This is a genomic window from Streptomyces sp. Je 1-332, assembly GCF_040730185.1.
In the GTDB taxonomy this organism is placed as follows: domain Bacteria; phylum Actinomycetota; class Actinomycetes; order Streptomycetales; family Streptomycetaceae; genus Streptomyces.
Genome location: NZ_CP160402.1, coordinates 1925037 through 1939803, shown reverse-complemented (window position 1 = coordinate 1939803; position 14767 = coordinate 1925037). Strand labels below are relative to the sequence as shown.

Sequence of the window (14767 nt, the reverse complement as noted above, 5' to 3'; positions counted from 1 at the left end):
AAGGCATTCATGTGCGCCGGACGGGCGGCCGCCACGTCACGCGCGCAAGTGAGCCAGCAGGGCCTCGGGCGTGGGATAGGGCCGCTCCGCGGGAAGCAGGGCCGCCGCCGATTCCAGGTCCTGGGCGCGTACCCGCTCGTGAATGGCGCGGGCACGGTCGGTGACGTCCGTGATCGAGACCGTCCACTCGTCCGCGTAACGGCGCGCCGCGTCTCCCGCCAGGCCCAGCTGGAGTGAGCGGTGCGGAAGTGGGTTGAGCTGGAGGTCGCGCTCCGGGTCCCACTGGACCCGGGTCGGCGAGTGCCTCAACTCCCGCTTCCAGGCGGCCTGGTCGGAGTGGACTCCGCGTACGTAGTGCGAGAGGCAAGCGTGACGAAGCGCCCACTCGAAGCCCTCGCGGGTGATCTCCACCGCGAGGACAGTCCCCTGACCCTCCTTCGTGGCCCAGCCGCAGCGATACATCATCCAGAGGAAGGACGGCTTGATCCAGGTCATGCGGTCGCGTTTCCAGGCCGCGGGAAAGCGGCCGGTGCGGGCCGCGGGCTCACCGATCTCGGAGGCGTACGCCTGGTAGACGGTGACCGTCGATTCCGTGTGCAGGGCGCGGATCTGGTGGCTGGGCGGTGCGGTAGTGGTGGTGGCGGAGTCGTCGGCGGTGGTGCGGTTCATGGGGCCAGCTTGCGGCTCGCCGGCCTCCGCCCGCCAGCGAATTCCCGCCTCGTCGACACCACGACCGCCTGCGCGGTGCGCGCCGGGCCCAGGCCCGACGCGCACCTCGTCTCAGAAGTCCACGCGCAGCCGGTCGTCGAGCCGTGCCACCGAATCCTGGTCGTACCTCCTCACGTAGTCCTCGCGGATGTCCTCGATGTCGTCGTCGAGCTTGTGCGCCTGCGACGTCCGGTAGAGCAGGATCAGCTCGTACGAACGCTCACGCTCGACCCTGCCGTTCGAGTCCCGCCACTGGCCCCGGCCGTCCTGCACGGTGAGCCCGTCGGGGAACGACGGCGTGACCTCGACGTCGACGAACCTCATGAACTGCTTGTCCGTCACATCGGGCCCGCCGTCCGGGCGTTCGGTCCCGAAGAAGAGGCGGGTCTCGGTGTACGCCTTGCCGCGGGCCACCTGCGACGTGGTGGTCGTCTCGGGCTCGCGCGGGTCCGTGTCGAACGAGGCGTACGCGGCGGGCGCGCCGACCGCGAGGACCGTGGCGACGGCCGCGGTCACGGCGAGGCGGGTGCGGGAGATGCGGGAGAGGGCGAGAGGCATGGGGGGTCCCTTTCTCTGCGTGGCTTGATCCACGACGTGATCCATGACGTGATCCATGACGTGATCCATGGCGTGGTCCAGAACGTGATCCACAACGTGGTCCAAACTTGATCCATTTCGGGCGCAGACGGTAGCCGACACGCCACACCCCGTGCCCCCTCCCGTACGGCCGTCCGGCTGGATATCTCTCCTCTCCCCTCTCCTCCGCCCTCCCCTTTCCCGTAAGTCGCCGTCTTCCCATACGACACACAACTCCCCTACGTTTCGGAGGACTTGACCGAAGCGGTGGAGGGGATGGCCGGCATGAAGGCACGTACTGGGACCATGAAGGCACGTACTGGTACAGGTCTCGCCATGGCGGTCGCGGCGGCGGGCGTACTGGCGTTCGGCACCGCGGGGTCCGCGAGCGGGAGCGTCGGGGGCGCCTCAGCCGCCGCCGATCCGGCGCCGCAGTCGCCGTACGCGGCCACCACGGGCGTCGGCGTCCACAACGCCTACGAGAAGACGAAGTACCCGTACTTCGCCGACGCGCTCGACTCCGGCGCGGGGATGCTGGAACTCGACGTGTGGACCAATGTGTTCGGCAGCGGCTGGCGGGTCTCGCACAGCAACCCGGTCGGGAACGACAACAACTGCGAGAACGCCGCGACCCCGGGCGAACTGCGCACCAAGCCGCGCAACCAGACCCTCGCCGGATGCCTCACGGACATGAAGAGCTGGCACGACGCCCACCCCGGCCACCGCCCCATCCTGCTGAAGGTGGAGCTGAAGGACGGCTTCCAGGGGAGGAACGGCCGCGGCCCCGCCGACCTCGACGCCCTCCTCAAGAGCAAGCTCGGCGACGCCGTCTACCGCCCCGGGCAGCTCATCGGAGGGCACGCCACTCTCGACGACGCGGTACGGAGTGACGGCTGGCCCCGGCGGAGCGACCTCGCGGGCAAGTTCATCGTCGAGCTCATCCCCGGCACCGTCGAACAGGGCAACCCGGCCGACACCCTGTGGACCGACCGCGAGTACGCCACCCATCTGCGCGACCTCGCGGCGGCCGGGCGCCTCGGTGAGGCCGCCGCCTTCCCCGCCGTGCTCGGCGCCGAGGCGGGCGACCCGCGCGGACGGTACGCGGACGCGGCGATCCGCCCCTGGTTCGTGCTGTTCGACGGCGACGCCTCCGCCTACGCGGGCGGCACGATCGACACCAAGTGGTACGCCGACCGGCGCTATCTGGTCGTCATGTCCGACGCCCACAACGTCGCCCCGGCCATCGACTCCGTGAACCCCACCGAGGCCCAGGCCCGTGACCGCGTCGCCCTGCTCGCCCGGGGCCACGCCAGCATCGTCTCGTCCGACTGGTACCCGCTGCCGGGCGTCCTCTCGACAGTGCTCCCGCGCGGCTAGCGCTCGATCCGTATCCACACCGGCGCGTGGTCGGAGCCGCTCGCGTTCCTCCGTTCCGCCGGATCCCCGTCCCGCACCGACGGCAGCGCGGTGGCCGTCGAGCCCGGCACGCCCGTACCCGCCGCCGTGACCAGGTCCAGGAGGCCGCGGCTCACCAGGACGTGGTCGATCAGCTCGCGTCGCCCCGCGTGGATACGGGAGAAACGCTGCTCGGCGGGGATGCGCGGGGCCACGTTCCACAGGCGTTGCGCGTCGCCCTTGTCCGGCTTGTCGAATCCGGGGGTGCCGATCTCGGAGCCGGGCGGACCGAGCAGGATCTGGGTCGTCGCCGCGGACACCTCGTCGTTCAGGTCGCCGAGCACCACGACATCGTGCTGCCGGCCGTCGCCCTTCAGGAGACGCCCCGCCAGGGACCGCACCAGCGTGGCCTCCGCCGAGCGCCGGTACAGCGCGTACGCCCCGAAGCGGGCCCGCTCGCCCTCGTCCCGCGGCTGGAACCTGCCACCGCCGAACGACAGCAGCTTCGACTTCAGATGGCACACCACCGCGTCGAAGAAGAAGGCGCGCGTCGACACGGTCACCGCGAGCACCCCGCGCCCCGCCCGTGCCACCGGCTTGCCCGAGTCGCTGACCTGCACCGGGCCGAGCGGCCCGGGGAACCGGTCCTCGTCGGCCGTGACCGACACCGGCAGTTGGCTGAGGAAGCCGACGCGGGTGCCGCGCTCGTCCGTGTGCTCCGAGAGCGTGGTGTGCCAGGTGCCCTCCAGCATCCCGGCCAGATCCGTGAGGGCCTCCGGGTCGCCGACCTCCTGCACTCCGAGCACGCTCGGGTTCAGCGCCCTGATCGTCGCCGCGAGCGAGGCCAGCTTTGCCTCGTACGCGGCCTTGTCCTTGGGCCCGTACGTGCCGCCGGGCCGGTAGAGGTTCTCCAGGTTCCACGTGCCGACGAGCATGGCGGGCTCCAACTGTTCTCGCTTGGTGTGCGGGTTGACGTCAGCGTGCTCGCGAAACCGGCGGCGCGACAGGGCACGGGATGCGCACTCCCCGTACCTTGAAGAGATGACGCAGTCTCCCGCGCACGGCCCCGCCGATCTCGTCATCACGGGCTGCACGGCCCTCGTCCACGACGCCGACGACCGGGTCGGTTTCCTCGACGATGCGGCCATCGTCGTACGCGACGGCCGCATCGACGCCGTCACCACCACTCCCGAGGCCACCGGGATCCAGGCCGCCGAGCACATCGACGCACGCGGTCAGGCGGCCCTGCCCGGATTGATCAACTGCCATACGCACACGCCGATGGTGGCCCTGCGCGGCATCGCGGAGGATCTGCCGGCGCACGAGTGGTTCAACGACTGGATCTGGCCCATCGAGTCCAATCTGACCGAGCGCGTGGTCGGGCTCGGCGCGCGTCTCGCGTGCGCGGAGATGATCCGGGGCGGCGTGACCACCTTCGCCGACCACTACTTCGCGATGGACACCGTCGCCGATGTCGTCGCCGAGAGCGGTCTGCGCGCCAATCTCGGCGCGGCCTTCTTCTCCTCGCAGGGGCCCGACGGCCGCGCCGCTTCCCTGGAGTTCGCGCTGCGGCAGCGCGGCGCCGCCGACGGCCGCATCACCACATCGCTCGCCCCGCACGCCCCGTACACCGTCGACGAGGCGGACCTCGCCGCGACCGCCGAACTCGCCCGCGAGCACGGCCTCATGGTCCATCTGCACGCCTCCGAGAACCGCGCCCAGACCGACAACAGCCTGGAGCGGCACGGCCTGACCCCCATCGAGATCCTGCACCGCGCCGGCCTGCTCGACGTCGACGTCCTCATCGCGCACGGCACGGGCATCCTCGACCGTGACCTGCGCGTGCTGCGGCAGGCCGCGGGACGCGTCGCGGTGGCCTCCGCGCCGCGCGGCTACCTCAAGTTCGGCTGGGACACCACACCCGTGCGTGCCCTGCGCGAGACCGGCATCCCCGTCGGCCTCGCCACCGACGGAGCCGCGTCGAACAACACCCTGGACGTCTGGGAGTCCATGACGCTCACGGCCCTCGTGCAGAAGTCCACCGAGCGCGACCCGGCCTGGCTGACCGCGCGGCAGGCGCTCGACCACGCCACCCTGCAGAGCGCGCGAGCCGTCGGCCTGGGCGAGGAGATCGGCAGTCTCGCGGCGGGCCGCCGCGCCGACATCATCCTCGTAGGCCTGGACGGGCCGCACACCCAGCCCGTCCACGACCTCGCGGCCACGCTCGTGCACAGCGCACGCGCGTCGGACGTCACCACGACGATCGTCGACGGGCGGATCCTGATGCGCGACCGGCGCCTCCTGACCCTCGATGTGCCGTCGGTCGTCGCGGAGTTGGGCGCCGAACTGCCCGCCCTGATCGACCGCAGCCACGGCAAGCGGATCCAGGACTACGAGGGCTGAGAGCCGGGAGGGCGGAAGGCACGCGGTACGACGCGTACGCGCCGCGCTCGCCGACCGCCCGGACTGCTTGCGCTCCCCTCGGGATTCCTCGAAGTTTCTTCGCCGCGACCGATGAGTTCCGGCGGTCCCGCAGGTCACCCCTCGGAGAAGTACGGATCCGAGGGGCGGGTCCGCAGGAGGGACTGAGGGACCATGGGACTTCCCGACATCGTCACGCGCGAGGAGTGGCTCACCGCGCGCCAGGAACTGCTCGCCAAGGAGAAGGCGCAGACACGGGCGCGTGACGCGCTCAACGCCGAGCGGCGACGGCTTCCGATGGTCGAGATCGGCAAGGAGTACCTCTTCGACGGCTGCGACGGCAAGGCGACGCTGTTCGACCTCTTCGACGGGAACGCCCAACTCGTCGTCTACCACTTCATGTTCGCCCCGGAGTGGGACGCGGGCTGCCGCAGCTGCTCGGCGTTCCTCGACCAGATCGGCCACCTGGCCCATCTGCGGGCCCGCGGCACGAACTTCATCGCCGTCTCCCGCGCGCCCTTCACCAAGATCCTGCCCTTCAAGGCGCGGATGGGCTGGACGGTGCCGTGGTACTCCTCCCACGGCAGCGACTTCAACCACGACTTCGACGCCACCGTCGGCGAGGGCGACACGTCCTACGAGCAGCCGGGCCTCAGCTGCTTCCTGCGGGACGGCGACCGCGTCTTCCACACGTACTCGACGTACGACCGCGGCACGGACTGGGTCGCCTCCTATTCGAGTCTTCTCGACCTCACCGCCCTCGGCCGGCAGGAGGACTGGGAGGAGCCGAAGGGCCGGGCGACGGGGCTCGGGGCCCCCGCGGGCAGCAGCAGGCTGAAGTACCACGACGAGTACGAGATGTGACGGACCGACACAACCAGGTGTCAAGTCCGTCACGTTGCGAGTCCTTTCACCCCCTCGGCGCGTTCTACTCCACAAGAGTCCGCCAGGACTGCCGACGGGGGAGCAGAAGGACGATGATGAACAGCCGAGTGGTACTTGAACGTTTTCCGGCCGGTGGGCCGCGAGGCTCGTGGCCCGCGGAGGAGTTCGCGCGGGCCCGCCGCACGGAGGGACAGCGGGCGGAGGTCGTCATGGACCTCGCCTCCGACGCCTTCCTCGTGATCGTGCGCCAGAGCGAGGTCCCCGAGGTGGCGGCTGCCGCCTGAGAGTCAGCGTTTGCGAGAGTGTGGAAACCGGGAGGGCGGGGGCGGGGCCGGAACCGGGGGAAAGAACCCGCCGGAGGCTATGCCCGCACGGGGCGCGACCACGCCGGTGTGGTCCCCGTCGCGCTGCACCACGCCAGATACAGCGGGATCGGCGGCGTATAGGGCACCTCGCCCCCGGAGGGGCTGTGGATCAGGGAGGGAGCGTGGCGGGCGCCCGGCACCACGGCTCCCGCGGCGTAATGAGCGGGGGAGGGCCACTCGAGCGCGACGTCGGAATCCGCCGGGACGATCCACCACCACCGCGCCGCTTCCACGTCCTCGTACACACACCCGACACGAGGCAGCCGCGCCATCAGGCGCGGCCCGAAGCGCGCGGGCACCGAGACGGCGTCGCAGCCCAGCGGCTGCGTCATCCCGGCCGGGACGGCGAGCCGCGTCGGCGCCGGTGGAGAGGCGACGGCGGACCGCCTCCGTTCGAGGCGGACCAGCGTGTCCAGATCCAACAGCCGCCGCACCGTCACCGTGCTCACACGCCCCCTGTCCACGTTGTCGTCACGCCCGCACCCTCACCCACGTCATGCCCGCAGTTCCGCCCATACGGTGAGGCCCGCACCGGGACCCTCGTCCCGCACACCCCACGCGTTGCTCACCGCCTCGACGAGAAGCAATCCCCTCCCGTGCTCCTCGTCGGCGTCGGGCCCTTCCTGGGCGGGCCGCGGGACACCCGATCCGTATCCGTCGTCACGCACAGCTATGCGCAGTGACCCGGGTTTGGTGCAGAGCTCGCAGACGATCCGGTGACTCGCCGTATGCACGATCGCGTTCGTGACCAGCTCGGAGACGACCAGGGCCGCGGCGTCGCGGCAGTCCTCGCCTATGTCCCAGCCAAGGAGCTGGGCGTTCGCGAGCCGTCTGGCCTGTGATGCGGAGCCCGGACGTGGCACCAGCGCGAAGCTGACGCAGAGATCGGAGCCGCCGTCGGCCCAAGCGTCGGCAGTCATGCCAACAGGGGCCTCGGCGGCAGCGGTGTGTAACGGCGCGGGCGGAGTCACGCCATCCACTATCGCCCCGCCGGGAACACCTTGGCAAGACCCACTCTGAAAAGTGCACAGTGGCGTGTTCCTTCGAGACGGCACATGGCACACTGCTCGCAACGGCTCCAGGTGCGGAGTGAATTGGCATGACATGGAGTACGTGGAGGTAGGACGTGAGCGAACCGCGGTCCGCGCCGACCGTCGGCCAGGTCGTCCTAGGCCGTCGCTTGCAGGACCTGCGTGAGCGCGCAGGCCTCAAGCGGGAGGAGGCCGCGCGGATTCTCCGCGTGGCCCCCGCCACGGTCCGCCGCATGGAGATGGCCGAGGTCGCACTCAAGATCCCGTATCTCCAGCTTCTCCTGAAGTCCTACGGCGTCGCGGACGACGAGGCGGACGCCTTCGTGACGCTCGCCGAAGAAGCGAACAAGCCGGGCTGGTGGCAGCGGTTCCACGACATCCTGCCGGGCTGGTTCAGCATGTACGTCAGCCTGGAGGGGGCAGCCAGCCTCATCAGGTCCTACGAACCGCACTTCGTGCCCGGTCTGCTGCAGACCGAGGAGTACGCGCGAGGTGTGATGCGCTCGGGGGCGATCGGCCAGACCCGCCCCGAGGACATCGAGCGGTATGTGGCGCTGCGCATGGAGCGCCAGTCGCTGCTCACCCGCGAGGACGCGCCACGGGTCTGGATCGTGATGGACGAGACCGCCCTGCGCAGACCTGTGGGCGGTCCCGATGTGATGCGCGAGCAGATCGACAAGCTGCTCGAAGCCGTCGAACTCCCTCAGGTGACGCTGCAGATCGCGCCGTTCTCGGCGGGCCCGCACCCGGGCACGTACGGACCGTTCGTGCTCTTCCGCTTCGCCATGGCGGAGCTGCCGGACATGGTCTACAGCGAGTACCTCACCGGCGCCGTCTATCTGGACGCGCGCACCGAGGTGGCGACTCATCTCGAGGTCATGGACCGCATGGCGGCGCAGGCCGCGACGGCACATCGCACAAAGGAGATCCTCCGGGACCTCCGCAAGGAGCTGTGAATGGATCGACACCGAGCCGGAACGCGACCCGGGTCCAAACCCGGAGCCGGGTCCCGCCCCGAGTCCCGGGACGACTCCCGGATCTACAACGGCATGCCTGCCCGTGAGCTCGGCAGCGAGGGCTGGCACAAGCCGTGGAGCGGCGGCAACGGCGGCAACTGTCTGGAGGCCATGAAGCTGGCCGACGGCAGGGTGGCGGTCCGTCAGTCGGCGGATCCGGACGGCCCGGCGCTGATCTACACGCACGGCGAGATCAACGCGTTCATCCAGGGGGCGAAGGCGGGGGAGGCCGACTTCCTGCTGTCGTGAGCTGCCCCGGTCCTTAGCGGCCGGGGAGGCGGTCTCAGGCCGTCATCGGCCGGTCGTACGGGCCGACCGGCGCGTCGAGCCGGGTCGCTCCCGTCAGCCACCGGTCCACCGAGGCGGCGGTCGCACGGCCCTCGGCGATGGCCCAGACGACCAGGGACTGACCGCGGGCCGCGTCGCCGGTCGCGAAGACCCCCGGCACGTTGGTCGCGAAGTCCGCGTCGCGGGCCAGGGTCCCCCGCTCACCGACATCCAGGCCGAGCTGCTCGATGAGGCCGCCCGCGGTCCGCTCGGGCCCGGTGAAGCCGAGCGCGAGCAGCACCAGGTCCGCCGGGAGCTCACGAGTGGTGCCGGGGCGGGGGTGGCGGCCTGCGTCGACCTCGGTCAGGTGCAGGGCACGCACCCGGCCCGCCGCGTCGCCGGTGAAGCGGAGGGTGGACGCCGCGAACAGCCGCGCGTCCACGTCCGCCGCCGGGGCGGTGCGCAGCTCGCCCGCCTCCTCGTGTGCGGGGGAGAGACGGTAGACCTTCGGGTACGTCGGCCAGGGCTCGGCCAGCTCGTCGCGTACGTCGTCGGGCCGCCCGTAGATGTCCAACTGCGTGACGGACGCGGCCCCTTCGCGTATCGCCGTGCCCAGGCAGTCCGCCCCGGTGTCCCCGCCGCCGACGATCACGACGTGCTTTCCGGCGGCGGACAGCGGGGAGGTTTCGAGGTCCCCCTCGCACACGTGGTTGGAGAGCGGGAGGTACTCCATGGCCTGGTGCACGCCGCTCAACTCCCGCCCGGGCACGTCGAGTTCACGCCACGCTGTGGCGCCGGTGGCCAGTACCACGGCGTCGTGCCTGGTCCGCAGCTCGGCGGCCCCGATGTCCTGCCCGATCGCGACGGACGTACGGAAGACGGTGCCCTCGTCCCGCATCTGCGCCAGGCGCCGCTCCACGTGGTGCTTCTCCATCTTGAACGCCGGGATCCCGTACCGCAGGAGCCCGCCCGCGCGGTCGTCGCGCTCGTACACGACGACGGTGTGCCCGGCGCGCGTCAGCTGCTGTGCTGCGGCGAGCCCGGCCGGTCCCGAGCCGACGACGGCGACCGTCCTGCCGGAGTGCCGGTCCGGGGCGCGCGGCGTGTTGAGGCCGTCCGCCCATGACCGGTCGGCGATGGCCACCTCGACGTTCTTGATGGTCACCGCGGGCTGGTTGATCGCGAGGACGCAGCCCGCCTCGCAGGGGGCGGGGCAGAGGCGGCCGGTGAACTCGGGGAAGTTGTTCGTGGCGTGCAGCCGGTCCGCCGCGGCGTGCCAGTCGGCGCGCGACACGAGGTCGTTCCACTCGGGGATCAGGTTGCCCAGCGGGCAGGCGTCGTGGCAGAAGGGGATGCCGCAGTCCATGCAGCGGTCGGCCTGCCGCTCGACGATGGGCAACAGCGCGCCGGGGACGTACACCTCGTCCCAGTCCTCGACCCGTTCGCCGACGGGTCGGCGCGGCCATTCCTGGCGGGGTGTGGTGAGGAAGCCTTTGGGGTCGGCCATGGCCGTCTCCCTCGCGTGCCTTGTCGCGTGTCTCGTCGCGCGGTTTCGCAGGCTTTCGGCCACTGTACGACGGGTGGGCGGGCGCGGCATGCTCGCGGGGCGGGGTGGGGCGGAGTGGGGTCGGGCCCGGCGGGAGGCTAGGTCAGGGCGAGGATGAAGGATGCCGCCGCGGCCAGGGAGGCTCCGACCCGGATGTGGTTCCACATGGTCCATTCACGAACGTACGTGCGCCAGCGGTCCGCGTTCTCCGGGGCCTGCGGGTCGAGCTTGGCGAGGGCGTCGTTGCGGGGGACGTTCGCGGCGATGGTCACCCCGAACGACCCGAACAGATACAGCGCGCTGCCGAGCAGCAGCTCGACGGTGCCGTGGTCGGGCCAGAGCACGAAGGTGACGACGGCGACGACCGCGCTGAGGCCGGCGGCGCCCATGAACACGGTCATGAACCCGGCGGTGACCGCCTTGACGTTGATCGACTGCATGGCCGCGATGCCTTGCGCCGGGGGCAGCGCGGCGAGGCCCCGCATCACGAAGGTCGAGAACGCGACGAACGCGCCCGCGACGAGGCCGCAGGCGAGCGCGCCCAGGACGACGAGCACAAAATACGGTCCCTCGATCATGGCAACTCCCGCGTTGTGTAAGGCAGCCGTCAGGTGAGCGAGCCGCAGTGATCCTCCATGGCGCGGCCCCCCACCACAAGTGAATTGCCCGAGCCGGGTGCGTGGCCATGCGTGGGGCGCGCGGGGGCATGCGCGGGCGTCTGGCCGGGGGCCTCGGAGCGCCTGCCGCGAGCCAGCGCCCGCCCCGATCGCCGCAGGCTTCCGGGCTTCGGGCCGCTGTCCCGCCTGCTTCGCGGCGGTTGTCTCCCGCCCACCCGCCCGATTGCCCTGCGTCGAAGCGCGGACGAACGAGCGGCTGGCCTCCACCGGGGGTGGGATCTTCCCGCCGCTCAGCGGCTGACCGCTGCGACCCGCCCGCCCGTCGCGCAGCCTGCACCCCATCCGCCCGATTGCCCAGCGGGTGGTCTCCACCGGTGGTGGGATCTTCCCGCCGCTTAGCGGCTGACCGCTGCGACCCGCCGGCCGGTCGCGAAGCCCGCACCCCACCCGCCCGATTGCTCCCCGCCGCCCGCCTGTCCGTCTCCGTCCGCCCCCCCCCCGACTGTCCCGCCGGGTAATCGGGTGGGTGGGCGGGAAAAAATCCGCCGCGGAGCGGCGGGCCAGAGACGTGCGACGCGAGGCGGGCAAGCCGGCCGCAGCCCACCACGCGGGGTCGGGGCGAAGGCCCAGAGCCCAGCGGATCAGACCGCCAGGTCATTTCTCCGCTCAGGCCCCTGCCAGGCCCGAAGCACCGCCTCCACCGCCGGAGCGATCCGGCGACGCGCCTCGCCCCGGGGGACGCCGCTCATGAGGAGGCGGTCGTACGGCGTCTCCGCGTGCCGGACGGCGGCCACCACCGCCGCCGTCACCGCGACAGCGGACAGCGCCCGGCCCGCCGCGCTGCGCCCCACCCGCCCACTGCCCCGCACGGACGCGTGCTCGGCGATCGCCAGGGACCGCTCATCGGGGCACCCCGGGAAGAGCCGCCGTATCTCTTCCGCGAAGGCGGCGGTGAAGCGGACGTCCTCCATGGCCCGCCGCGCGGCGTCCCGCGCCCGGCGGCGCGCCCGCGCCTCCGCGTCCGCGAGGCACTGCTCCTCGGCCCGTGCGAGCGCCGCCTCCTCGACGAGAACACCCTGCCGCTCGTAACGGCCCTGACGCCGGTCGAGGCGGACCACCACCGCCGAGAGCCCGCTCCCCTCGCGGGCCCGACGCGTCAGCGCGGTGTCGCCGCGCGGCAGAAAGACGAGATGCCCCAGGTCGGCGCAGTCCAGGCAGCGCGGCTCGGAGTCCTCGACGACCAGAAGGGCGAGCGGGCCTCCGCGGCACTCCGCGCAGTGGCGGCGCTTGAGGGGCTGGATGGCGAGAAGTGCTCTCCGGGCGAGGGGGGTTGGTGCCATACAGGATTCATTCCCCGGTCGGCAGATGCGTACCTTCGCGAGAGCGGGAAGGGCGGGGAGGGCGGCATCCGGTGGTACCGCAGGGGAGGGCCCGGCAACGCGATGGGGCGAGCCCGGCATCATGGGACGGGTGCGACTCGAAGCGATCACCTGGGACCGGCTCACGGACACCCTCGCCGACCGGCTGCTCGACCTGAGGACGGCGGACGCGAGCCCCTGGCCCCGCGTCGCCTTCGACGGGGCCCCGGCGGGCAGGCCCGGCGAGCTGGCCCGGAGTGTGGCCGAGGCGCTGCGGGTGCGCGGGCGGTCCTCGCTCGTCGTCGGCACGGAAGGCTTCCTGCGCCCCGCTTCCCTCCGCCTCGAATACGGACGCGAGGACGTGGAGACGTACTACAGCGGCTGGTACGACACCGGCGCACTCTGGCGCGAGGTCTTCGGGCCACTGGACCCGGGCGGCACGGGGCGGGTACTGCCCGACCTGTGGGACGCGCGGGCGGACCGCGCCACACGCAGCCCGTACGTCCAACTCCAGCCCGGAACCCCGCTGTTGCTGCACGGACCGCTGCTGCTCGGCCACTGGTTCCCCTTCGACCTGACGGTCCACACGAGCCTCTCGCCGGGCGCCCTGCGGCGACGTACGACGGAGAGCGAGCGGTGGACCCTGCCCGCTTTCGAGCGCTACGAGGCGGAGACGGATCCCGGGGCGGTGGCGGACGTGGTCGTACGAGCGGACGACCCACGACACCCGGCATGGAGCGGCTGACGTCGTCGGCTTTCGTCGGCTTTCGTCGGCTTCTCGGTCAGAGGCCCTGTCCCGCCAGGGCCGACCGCCTTCGGAGTGCGAGCCTCCGGTGGCCCGGCGAGAATGAGGGACGCCGGGACTAGCGGTGCTTCCGCGCCGCGCCGGCCGTCCGGCACCGGGAGGTACCTCATGACCACCGCCGGAGACATCATGCACCGCGGCGCCCAGTGGATCCCCGCACACGAGACCCTGGACCGCGCAGCCCAGCTGATGCGTCAGCTCGACGTGGGCGCGCTGCCCATCAGCGACGAGAACGAGCGGCTCTGCGGCATCCTCACCGACCGTGACATCGTCGTCGGCTGCGTGGCGATGGGGCACGACCCGGCCCGGGTGACCGCGGGCGACCTGGCCAAGGGCACGCCGCGCTGGATCGACTCGGGCGCGGGTGTCGACGAGGTCCTCCAGGAGATGAAGGGCAGCCAGATCCGCAGGCTGCCGGTCATCGAGAACAAGCGCCTCGTCGGCATGATCAGCGAGGCCGACCTCGCCACGCACCTCGACGACAACCAGCTCGCGAGCTGGGTCGAGAGCGTGTACGCGAAGAGCTGACCCCAGCCCCCGTCCGTCCGCTGACCCCACCCCCCGTCCGCTGACCTCACCCCCGTCCGTCGGGACTAGAGCCAGCCGTTGCGCCGGAAGCCGCGGTAGAGCGCGAAACAGGTGGCGGCGATCAAGCCGACCACCATTCCATAGCCGTACTTCCAGTGCAGTTCGGGCATGTGGTCGAAGTTCATCCCGTACATGCCGCAGACCATCGTCGGCACGGCGATCACGGCGGCCCAGGCGGTGATCTTCCGCATGTCCTCGTTCTGCGCGACCGTCACCTGTGCGAGATGGGCCTGGAGGATGGAGTTCAACAGCTCGTCGAAGGCGGCGATCTGCTCCGTGACCCGCTTGAGGTGGTCGTCGACGTCCCGGAAGTAGGCCTGTATCTCCGGGGCGATCACCCGCATCGGCTGGGTGGAGAGGGTCTGCAGGGGGCGGCCGAGCGGCACCACGGCCCGCTTCAGTTCGAGGAGTTCACGCTTGAGCTGATAGATGCGGCCGGGGTCGGCGCGCTCTCCCTCCTTGGAGAACACGTCCATCTCCACCTGGTCTATGTCGGCCTGCACCGCGTCCGTCACGTCGAGATAGTCGTCCACGACGTGGTCGGCGAGCGCGTGCAGGACCGCCGCGGGGCCCTGGGCGAGCTGCTCGGGCGCCGATTCGAGCTCCTCACGGAGCGGGCCGAGCGAGCCGTGACGTCCGTGCCGCACGGTGATCACGAACTCCTTGCCGACGAAGACCATGATCTCGCCGGTGTCCACCACCTCGCTGGTCGCGGTGAGTTCGGCATGCTCCACGTAGCAAACGGTCTTGAACACGGCGAACAGCGTCTCGTCATACCGCTCCACCTTCGGCCGCTGGTGGGCGTGGACCGCGTCCTCCACGGCGAGCGGGTGCAGGTCGAAGAGCTCGGCGATACCCGCGAACTCCTCTTCCGTCGGCTCGTGCAGCCCGAGCCAGACGAACCCGTCACCACTCTTGCGGACGCGCTCGACCTCCTCGACGAGGCCGCGGCCGTCCTCTTGGCGCACGCCCTTCCGGTACGTCACGCACTTGACCACCGCCGAGCCCAGGGGGGAGCGGGCGGGGTGGCTCAGGTCGACACGCTTGTGCCTCCGTACGAACTGGGCGACCCGCGCGACTTTCCGCAGGCCGCCTGCCTTGCGGAGGTTCCCTACCTTTCGCAGGTTGCCTGCCATCGACATGCGTGGCTCCTCGTTCTGGTTGCTTGACGTGCCAGTGTGCCAGTACG

The 14767-nt window shown here is 71.2% G+C and carries 17 protein-coding genes; 8 read left to right on the top strand and 9 right to left on the bottom strand.

Annotated elements, in window-relative coordinates:
* Positions 1–36: 36 nt before the first annotated feature.
* On the bottom strand, positions 37–669 hold the full coding sequence (locus tag ABXJ52_RS09070) for a DUF4291 domain-containing protein (protein ID WP_367040764.1): 633 nt from the start codon (positions 667–669) through the stop codon (positions 37–39).
* A 111-nt stretch (positions 670–780) separates the two neighbouring features.
* The gene (locus ABXJ52_RS09065; RefSeq protein ID WP_367040762.1) at positions 781–1266 is read right to left on the bottom strand and encodes a DUF3574 domain-containing protein; all 486 of its coding nucleotides are present in this window, start codon (positions 1264–1266) and stop codon (positions 781–783) included.
* Between the two features lie 303 nt (positions 1267–1569).
* Here ABXJ52_RS09065 and ABXJ52_RS09060 point away from each other — a divergent pair, with 303 nt between their 5' ends.
* Positions 1570–2661, top strand: coding sequence for a phosphatidylinositol-specific phospholipase C domain-containing protein (locus tag ABXJ52_RS09060; protein ID WP_367040761.1), 1092 nt, complete (start codon positions 1570–1572; stop codon positions 2659–2661).
* On the opposite strand, the gene ABXJ52_RS09055 is transcribed toward ABXJ52_RS09060, so the two are convergent.
* Positions 2658–3614 (bottom strand): endonuclease/exonuclease/phosphatase family protein, encoded by a 957-nt coding sequence (locus ABXJ52_RS09055; protein WP_367040759.1) that lies wholly within the window; start codon positions 3612–3614, stop codon positions 2658–2660. The two genes, ABXJ52_RS09060 and ABXJ52_RS09055, sit on opposite strands and share 4 nt — an antisense overlap.
* Positions 3615–3720: 106 nt before the next feature.
* Between ABXJ52_RS09055 and ABXJ52_RS09050 the strand changes: the two genes are divergently transcribed.
* The 3 genes from ABXJ52_RS09050 to ABXJ52_RS09040 all read left to right on the top strand — a co-directional run bounded on the left by ABXJ52_RS09050 (position 3721) and on the right by ABXJ52_RS09040 (position 6269).
* Positions 3721–5082, top strand: a complete 1362-nt coding sequence (locus ABXJ52_RS09050) for an amidohydrolase (RefSeq protein WP_367040757.1) — start codon at positions 3721–3723, stop codon at positions 5080–5082.
* A gap of 192 nt (positions 5083–5274) precedes the next feature.
* Positions 5275–5964 (top strand): DUF899 domain-containing protein, encoded by a 690-nt coding sequence (locus ABXJ52_RS09045; RefSeq protein ID WP_367040755.1) that lies wholly within the window; start codon positions 5275–5277, stop codon positions 5962–5964.
* 116 nt (positions 5965–6080) lie between these two features.
* Entirely contained in the window at positions 6081–6269 is a 189-nt protein-coding gene (locus tag ABXJ52_RS09040; RefSeq protein ID WP_367040753.1) for a hypothetical protein, read from the top strand.
* A 77-nt stretch (positions 6270–6346) separates the two neighbouring features.
* Here ABXJ52_RS09040 and ABXJ52_RS09035 read toward each other — a convergent pair whose 3' ends face one another.
* Both ABXJ52_RS09035 and ABXJ52_RS09030 read right to left on the bottom strand, forming a co-directional pair.
* A complete protein-coding gene (locus ABXJ52_RS09035; protein ID WP_367040751.1) occupies positions 6347–6799 on the bottom strand; it encodes a hypothetical protein in 453 nt (150 codons plus the stop codon).
* Between the two features lie 45 nt (positions 6800–6844).
* Positions 6845–7270, bottom strand: coding sequence for an ATP-binding protein (locus tag ABXJ52_RS09030; protein ID WP_367040749.1), 426 nt, complete (start codon positions 7268–7270; stop codon positions 6845–6847).
* A gap of 206 nt (positions 7271–7476) precedes the next feature.
* Here ABXJ52_RS09030 and ABXJ52_RS09025 point away from each other — a divergent pair, with 206 nt between their 5' ends.
* Positions 7477–8337 (top strand): helix-turn-helix transcriptional regulator, encoded by an 861-nt coding sequence (locus ABXJ52_RS09025; protein WP_367040747.1) that lies wholly within the window; start codon positions 7477–7479, stop codon positions 8335–8337.
* A gap of 93 nt (positions 8338–8430) precedes the next feature.
* The gene (locus tag ABXJ52_RS09020; RefSeq protein WP_249593092.1) at positions 8431–8646 is read left to right on the top strand and encodes a DUF397 domain-containing protein; all 216 of its coding nucleotides are present in this window, start codon (positions 8431–8433) and stop codon (positions 8644–8646) included.
* 34 nt (positions 8647–8680) lie between these two features.
* Here ABXJ52_RS09020 and ABXJ52_RS09015 read toward each other — a convergent pair whose 3' ends face one another.
* The 3 genes from ABXJ52_RS09015 to ABXJ52_RS09005 all read right to left on the bottom strand — a co-directional run bounded on the left by ABXJ52_RS09015 (position 8681) and on the right by ABXJ52_RS09005 (position 12167).
* Positions 8681–10171, bottom strand: coding sequence for a glutamate synthase subunit beta (locus ABXJ52_RS09015; protein ID WP_367040745.1), 1491 nt, complete (start codon positions 10169–10171; stop codon positions 8681–8683).
* A gap of 137 nt (positions 10172–10308) precedes the next feature.
* Complete coding sequence (locus tag ABXJ52_RS09010) at positions 10309–10788, bottom strand: anthrone oxygenase family protein (protein ID WP_367040744.1); 480 nt, start codon at positions 10786–10788, stop codon at positions 10309–10311.
* A 680-nt stretch (positions 10789–11468) separates the two neighbouring features.
* Complete coding sequence (locus ABXJ52_RS09005; RefSeq protein ID WP_367040742.1) at positions 11469–12167, bottom strand: DUF2293 domain-containing protein; 699 nt, start codon at positions 12165–12167, stop codon at positions 11469–11471.
* Between the two features lie 130 nt (positions 12168–12297).
* Here ABXJ52_RS09005 and ABXJ52_RS09000 point away from each other — a divergent pair, with 130 nt between their 5' ends.
* Both ABXJ52_RS09000 and ABXJ52_RS08995 read left to right on the top strand, forming a co-directional pair.
* Entirely contained in the window at positions 12298–12930 is a 633-nt protein-coding gene (locus tag ABXJ52_RS09000; protein WP_367040740.1) for a uridine kinase, read from the top strand.
* Positions 12931–13098: 168 nt separating this feature from the next.
* Positions 13099–13518, top strand: coding sequence for a CBS domain-containing protein (locus tag ABXJ52_RS08995; protein WP_367040738.1), 420 nt, complete (start codon positions 13099–13101; stop codon positions 13516–13518).
* Between the two features lie 65 nt (positions 13519–13583).
* On the opposite strand, the gene corA is transcribed toward ABXJ52_RS08995, so the two are convergent.
* Positions 13584–14720 carry a magnesium/cobalt transporter CorA gene (corA, locus tag ABXJ52_RS08990; RefSeq protein ID WP_367040736.1) on the bottom strand — a complete coding sequence of 379 codons (1137 nt, stop codon included), beginning with the start codon at positions 14718–14720 and terminating at the stop codon, positions 13584–13586.
* Between the last annotated feature and the right edge of the window lie 47 nt (positions 14721–14767).

Bases quoted from the DNA above. Each gene is read 5' to 3' on its own strand.
- ABXJ52_RS09070 (WP_367040764.1), bottom strand. From the start codon at position 669: ATGAACCGCACCACCGCCGACGACTCCGCCACCACCACTACCGCACCG.
- ABXJ52_RS09065 (WP_367040762.1), bottom strand. From the start codon at position 1,266: ATGCCTCTCGCCCTCTCCCGCATCTCCCGCACCCGCCTCGCCGTGACC.
- ABXJ52_RS09060 (WP_367040761.1), top strand. From the start codon at position 1,570: ATGAAGGCACGTACTGGGACCATGAAGGCACGTACTGGTACAGGTCTC.
- ABXJ52_RS09055 (WP_367040759.1), bottom strand. From the start codon at position 3,614: ATGCTCGTCGGCACGTGGAACCTGGAGAACCTCTACCGGCCCGGCGGC.
- ABXJ52_RS09050 (WP_367040757.1), top strand. From the start codon at position 3,721: ATGACGCAGTCTCCCGCGCACGGCCCCGCCGATCTCGTCATCACGGGC.
- ABXJ52_RS09045 (WP_367040755.1), top strand. From the start codon at position 5,275: ATGGGACTTCCCGACATCGTCACGCGCGAGGAGTGGCTCACCGCGCGC.
- ABXJ52_RS09040 (WP_367040753.1), top strand. From the start codon at position 6,081: ATGAACAGCCGAGTGGTACTTGAACGTTTTCCGGCCGGTGGGCCGCGA.
- ABXJ52_RS09030 (WP_367040749.1), bottom strand. From the start codon at position 7,270: ATGACTGCCGACGCTTGGGCCGACGGCGGCTCCGATCTCTGCGTCAGC.
- ABXJ52_RS09020 (WP_249593092.1), top strand. From the start codon at position 8,431: ATGCCTGCCCGTGAGCTCGGCAGCGAGGGCTGGCACAAGCCGTGGAGC.
- ABXJ52_RS09015 (WP_367040745.1), bottom strand. From the start codon at position 10,171: ATGGCCGACCCCAAAGGCTTCCTCACCACACCCCGCCAGGAATGGCCG.
- ABXJ52_RS09010 (WP_367040744.1), bottom strand. From the start codon at position 10,788: ATGATCGAGGGACCGTATTTTGTGCTCGTCGTCCTGGGCGCGCTCGCC.
- ABXJ52_RS09005 (WP_367040742.1), bottom strand. From the start codon at position 12,167: ATGGCACCAACCCCCCTCGCCCGGAGAGCACTTCTCGCCATCCAGCCC.
- ABXJ52_RS08995 (WP_367040738.1), top strand. From the start codon at position 13,099: ATGACCACCGCCGGAGACATCATGCACCGCGGCGCCCAGTGGATCCCC.
- corA (WP_367040736.1), bottom strand. From the start codon at position 14,720: ATGTCGATGGCAGGCAACCTGCGAAAGGTAGGGAACCTCCGCAAGGCA.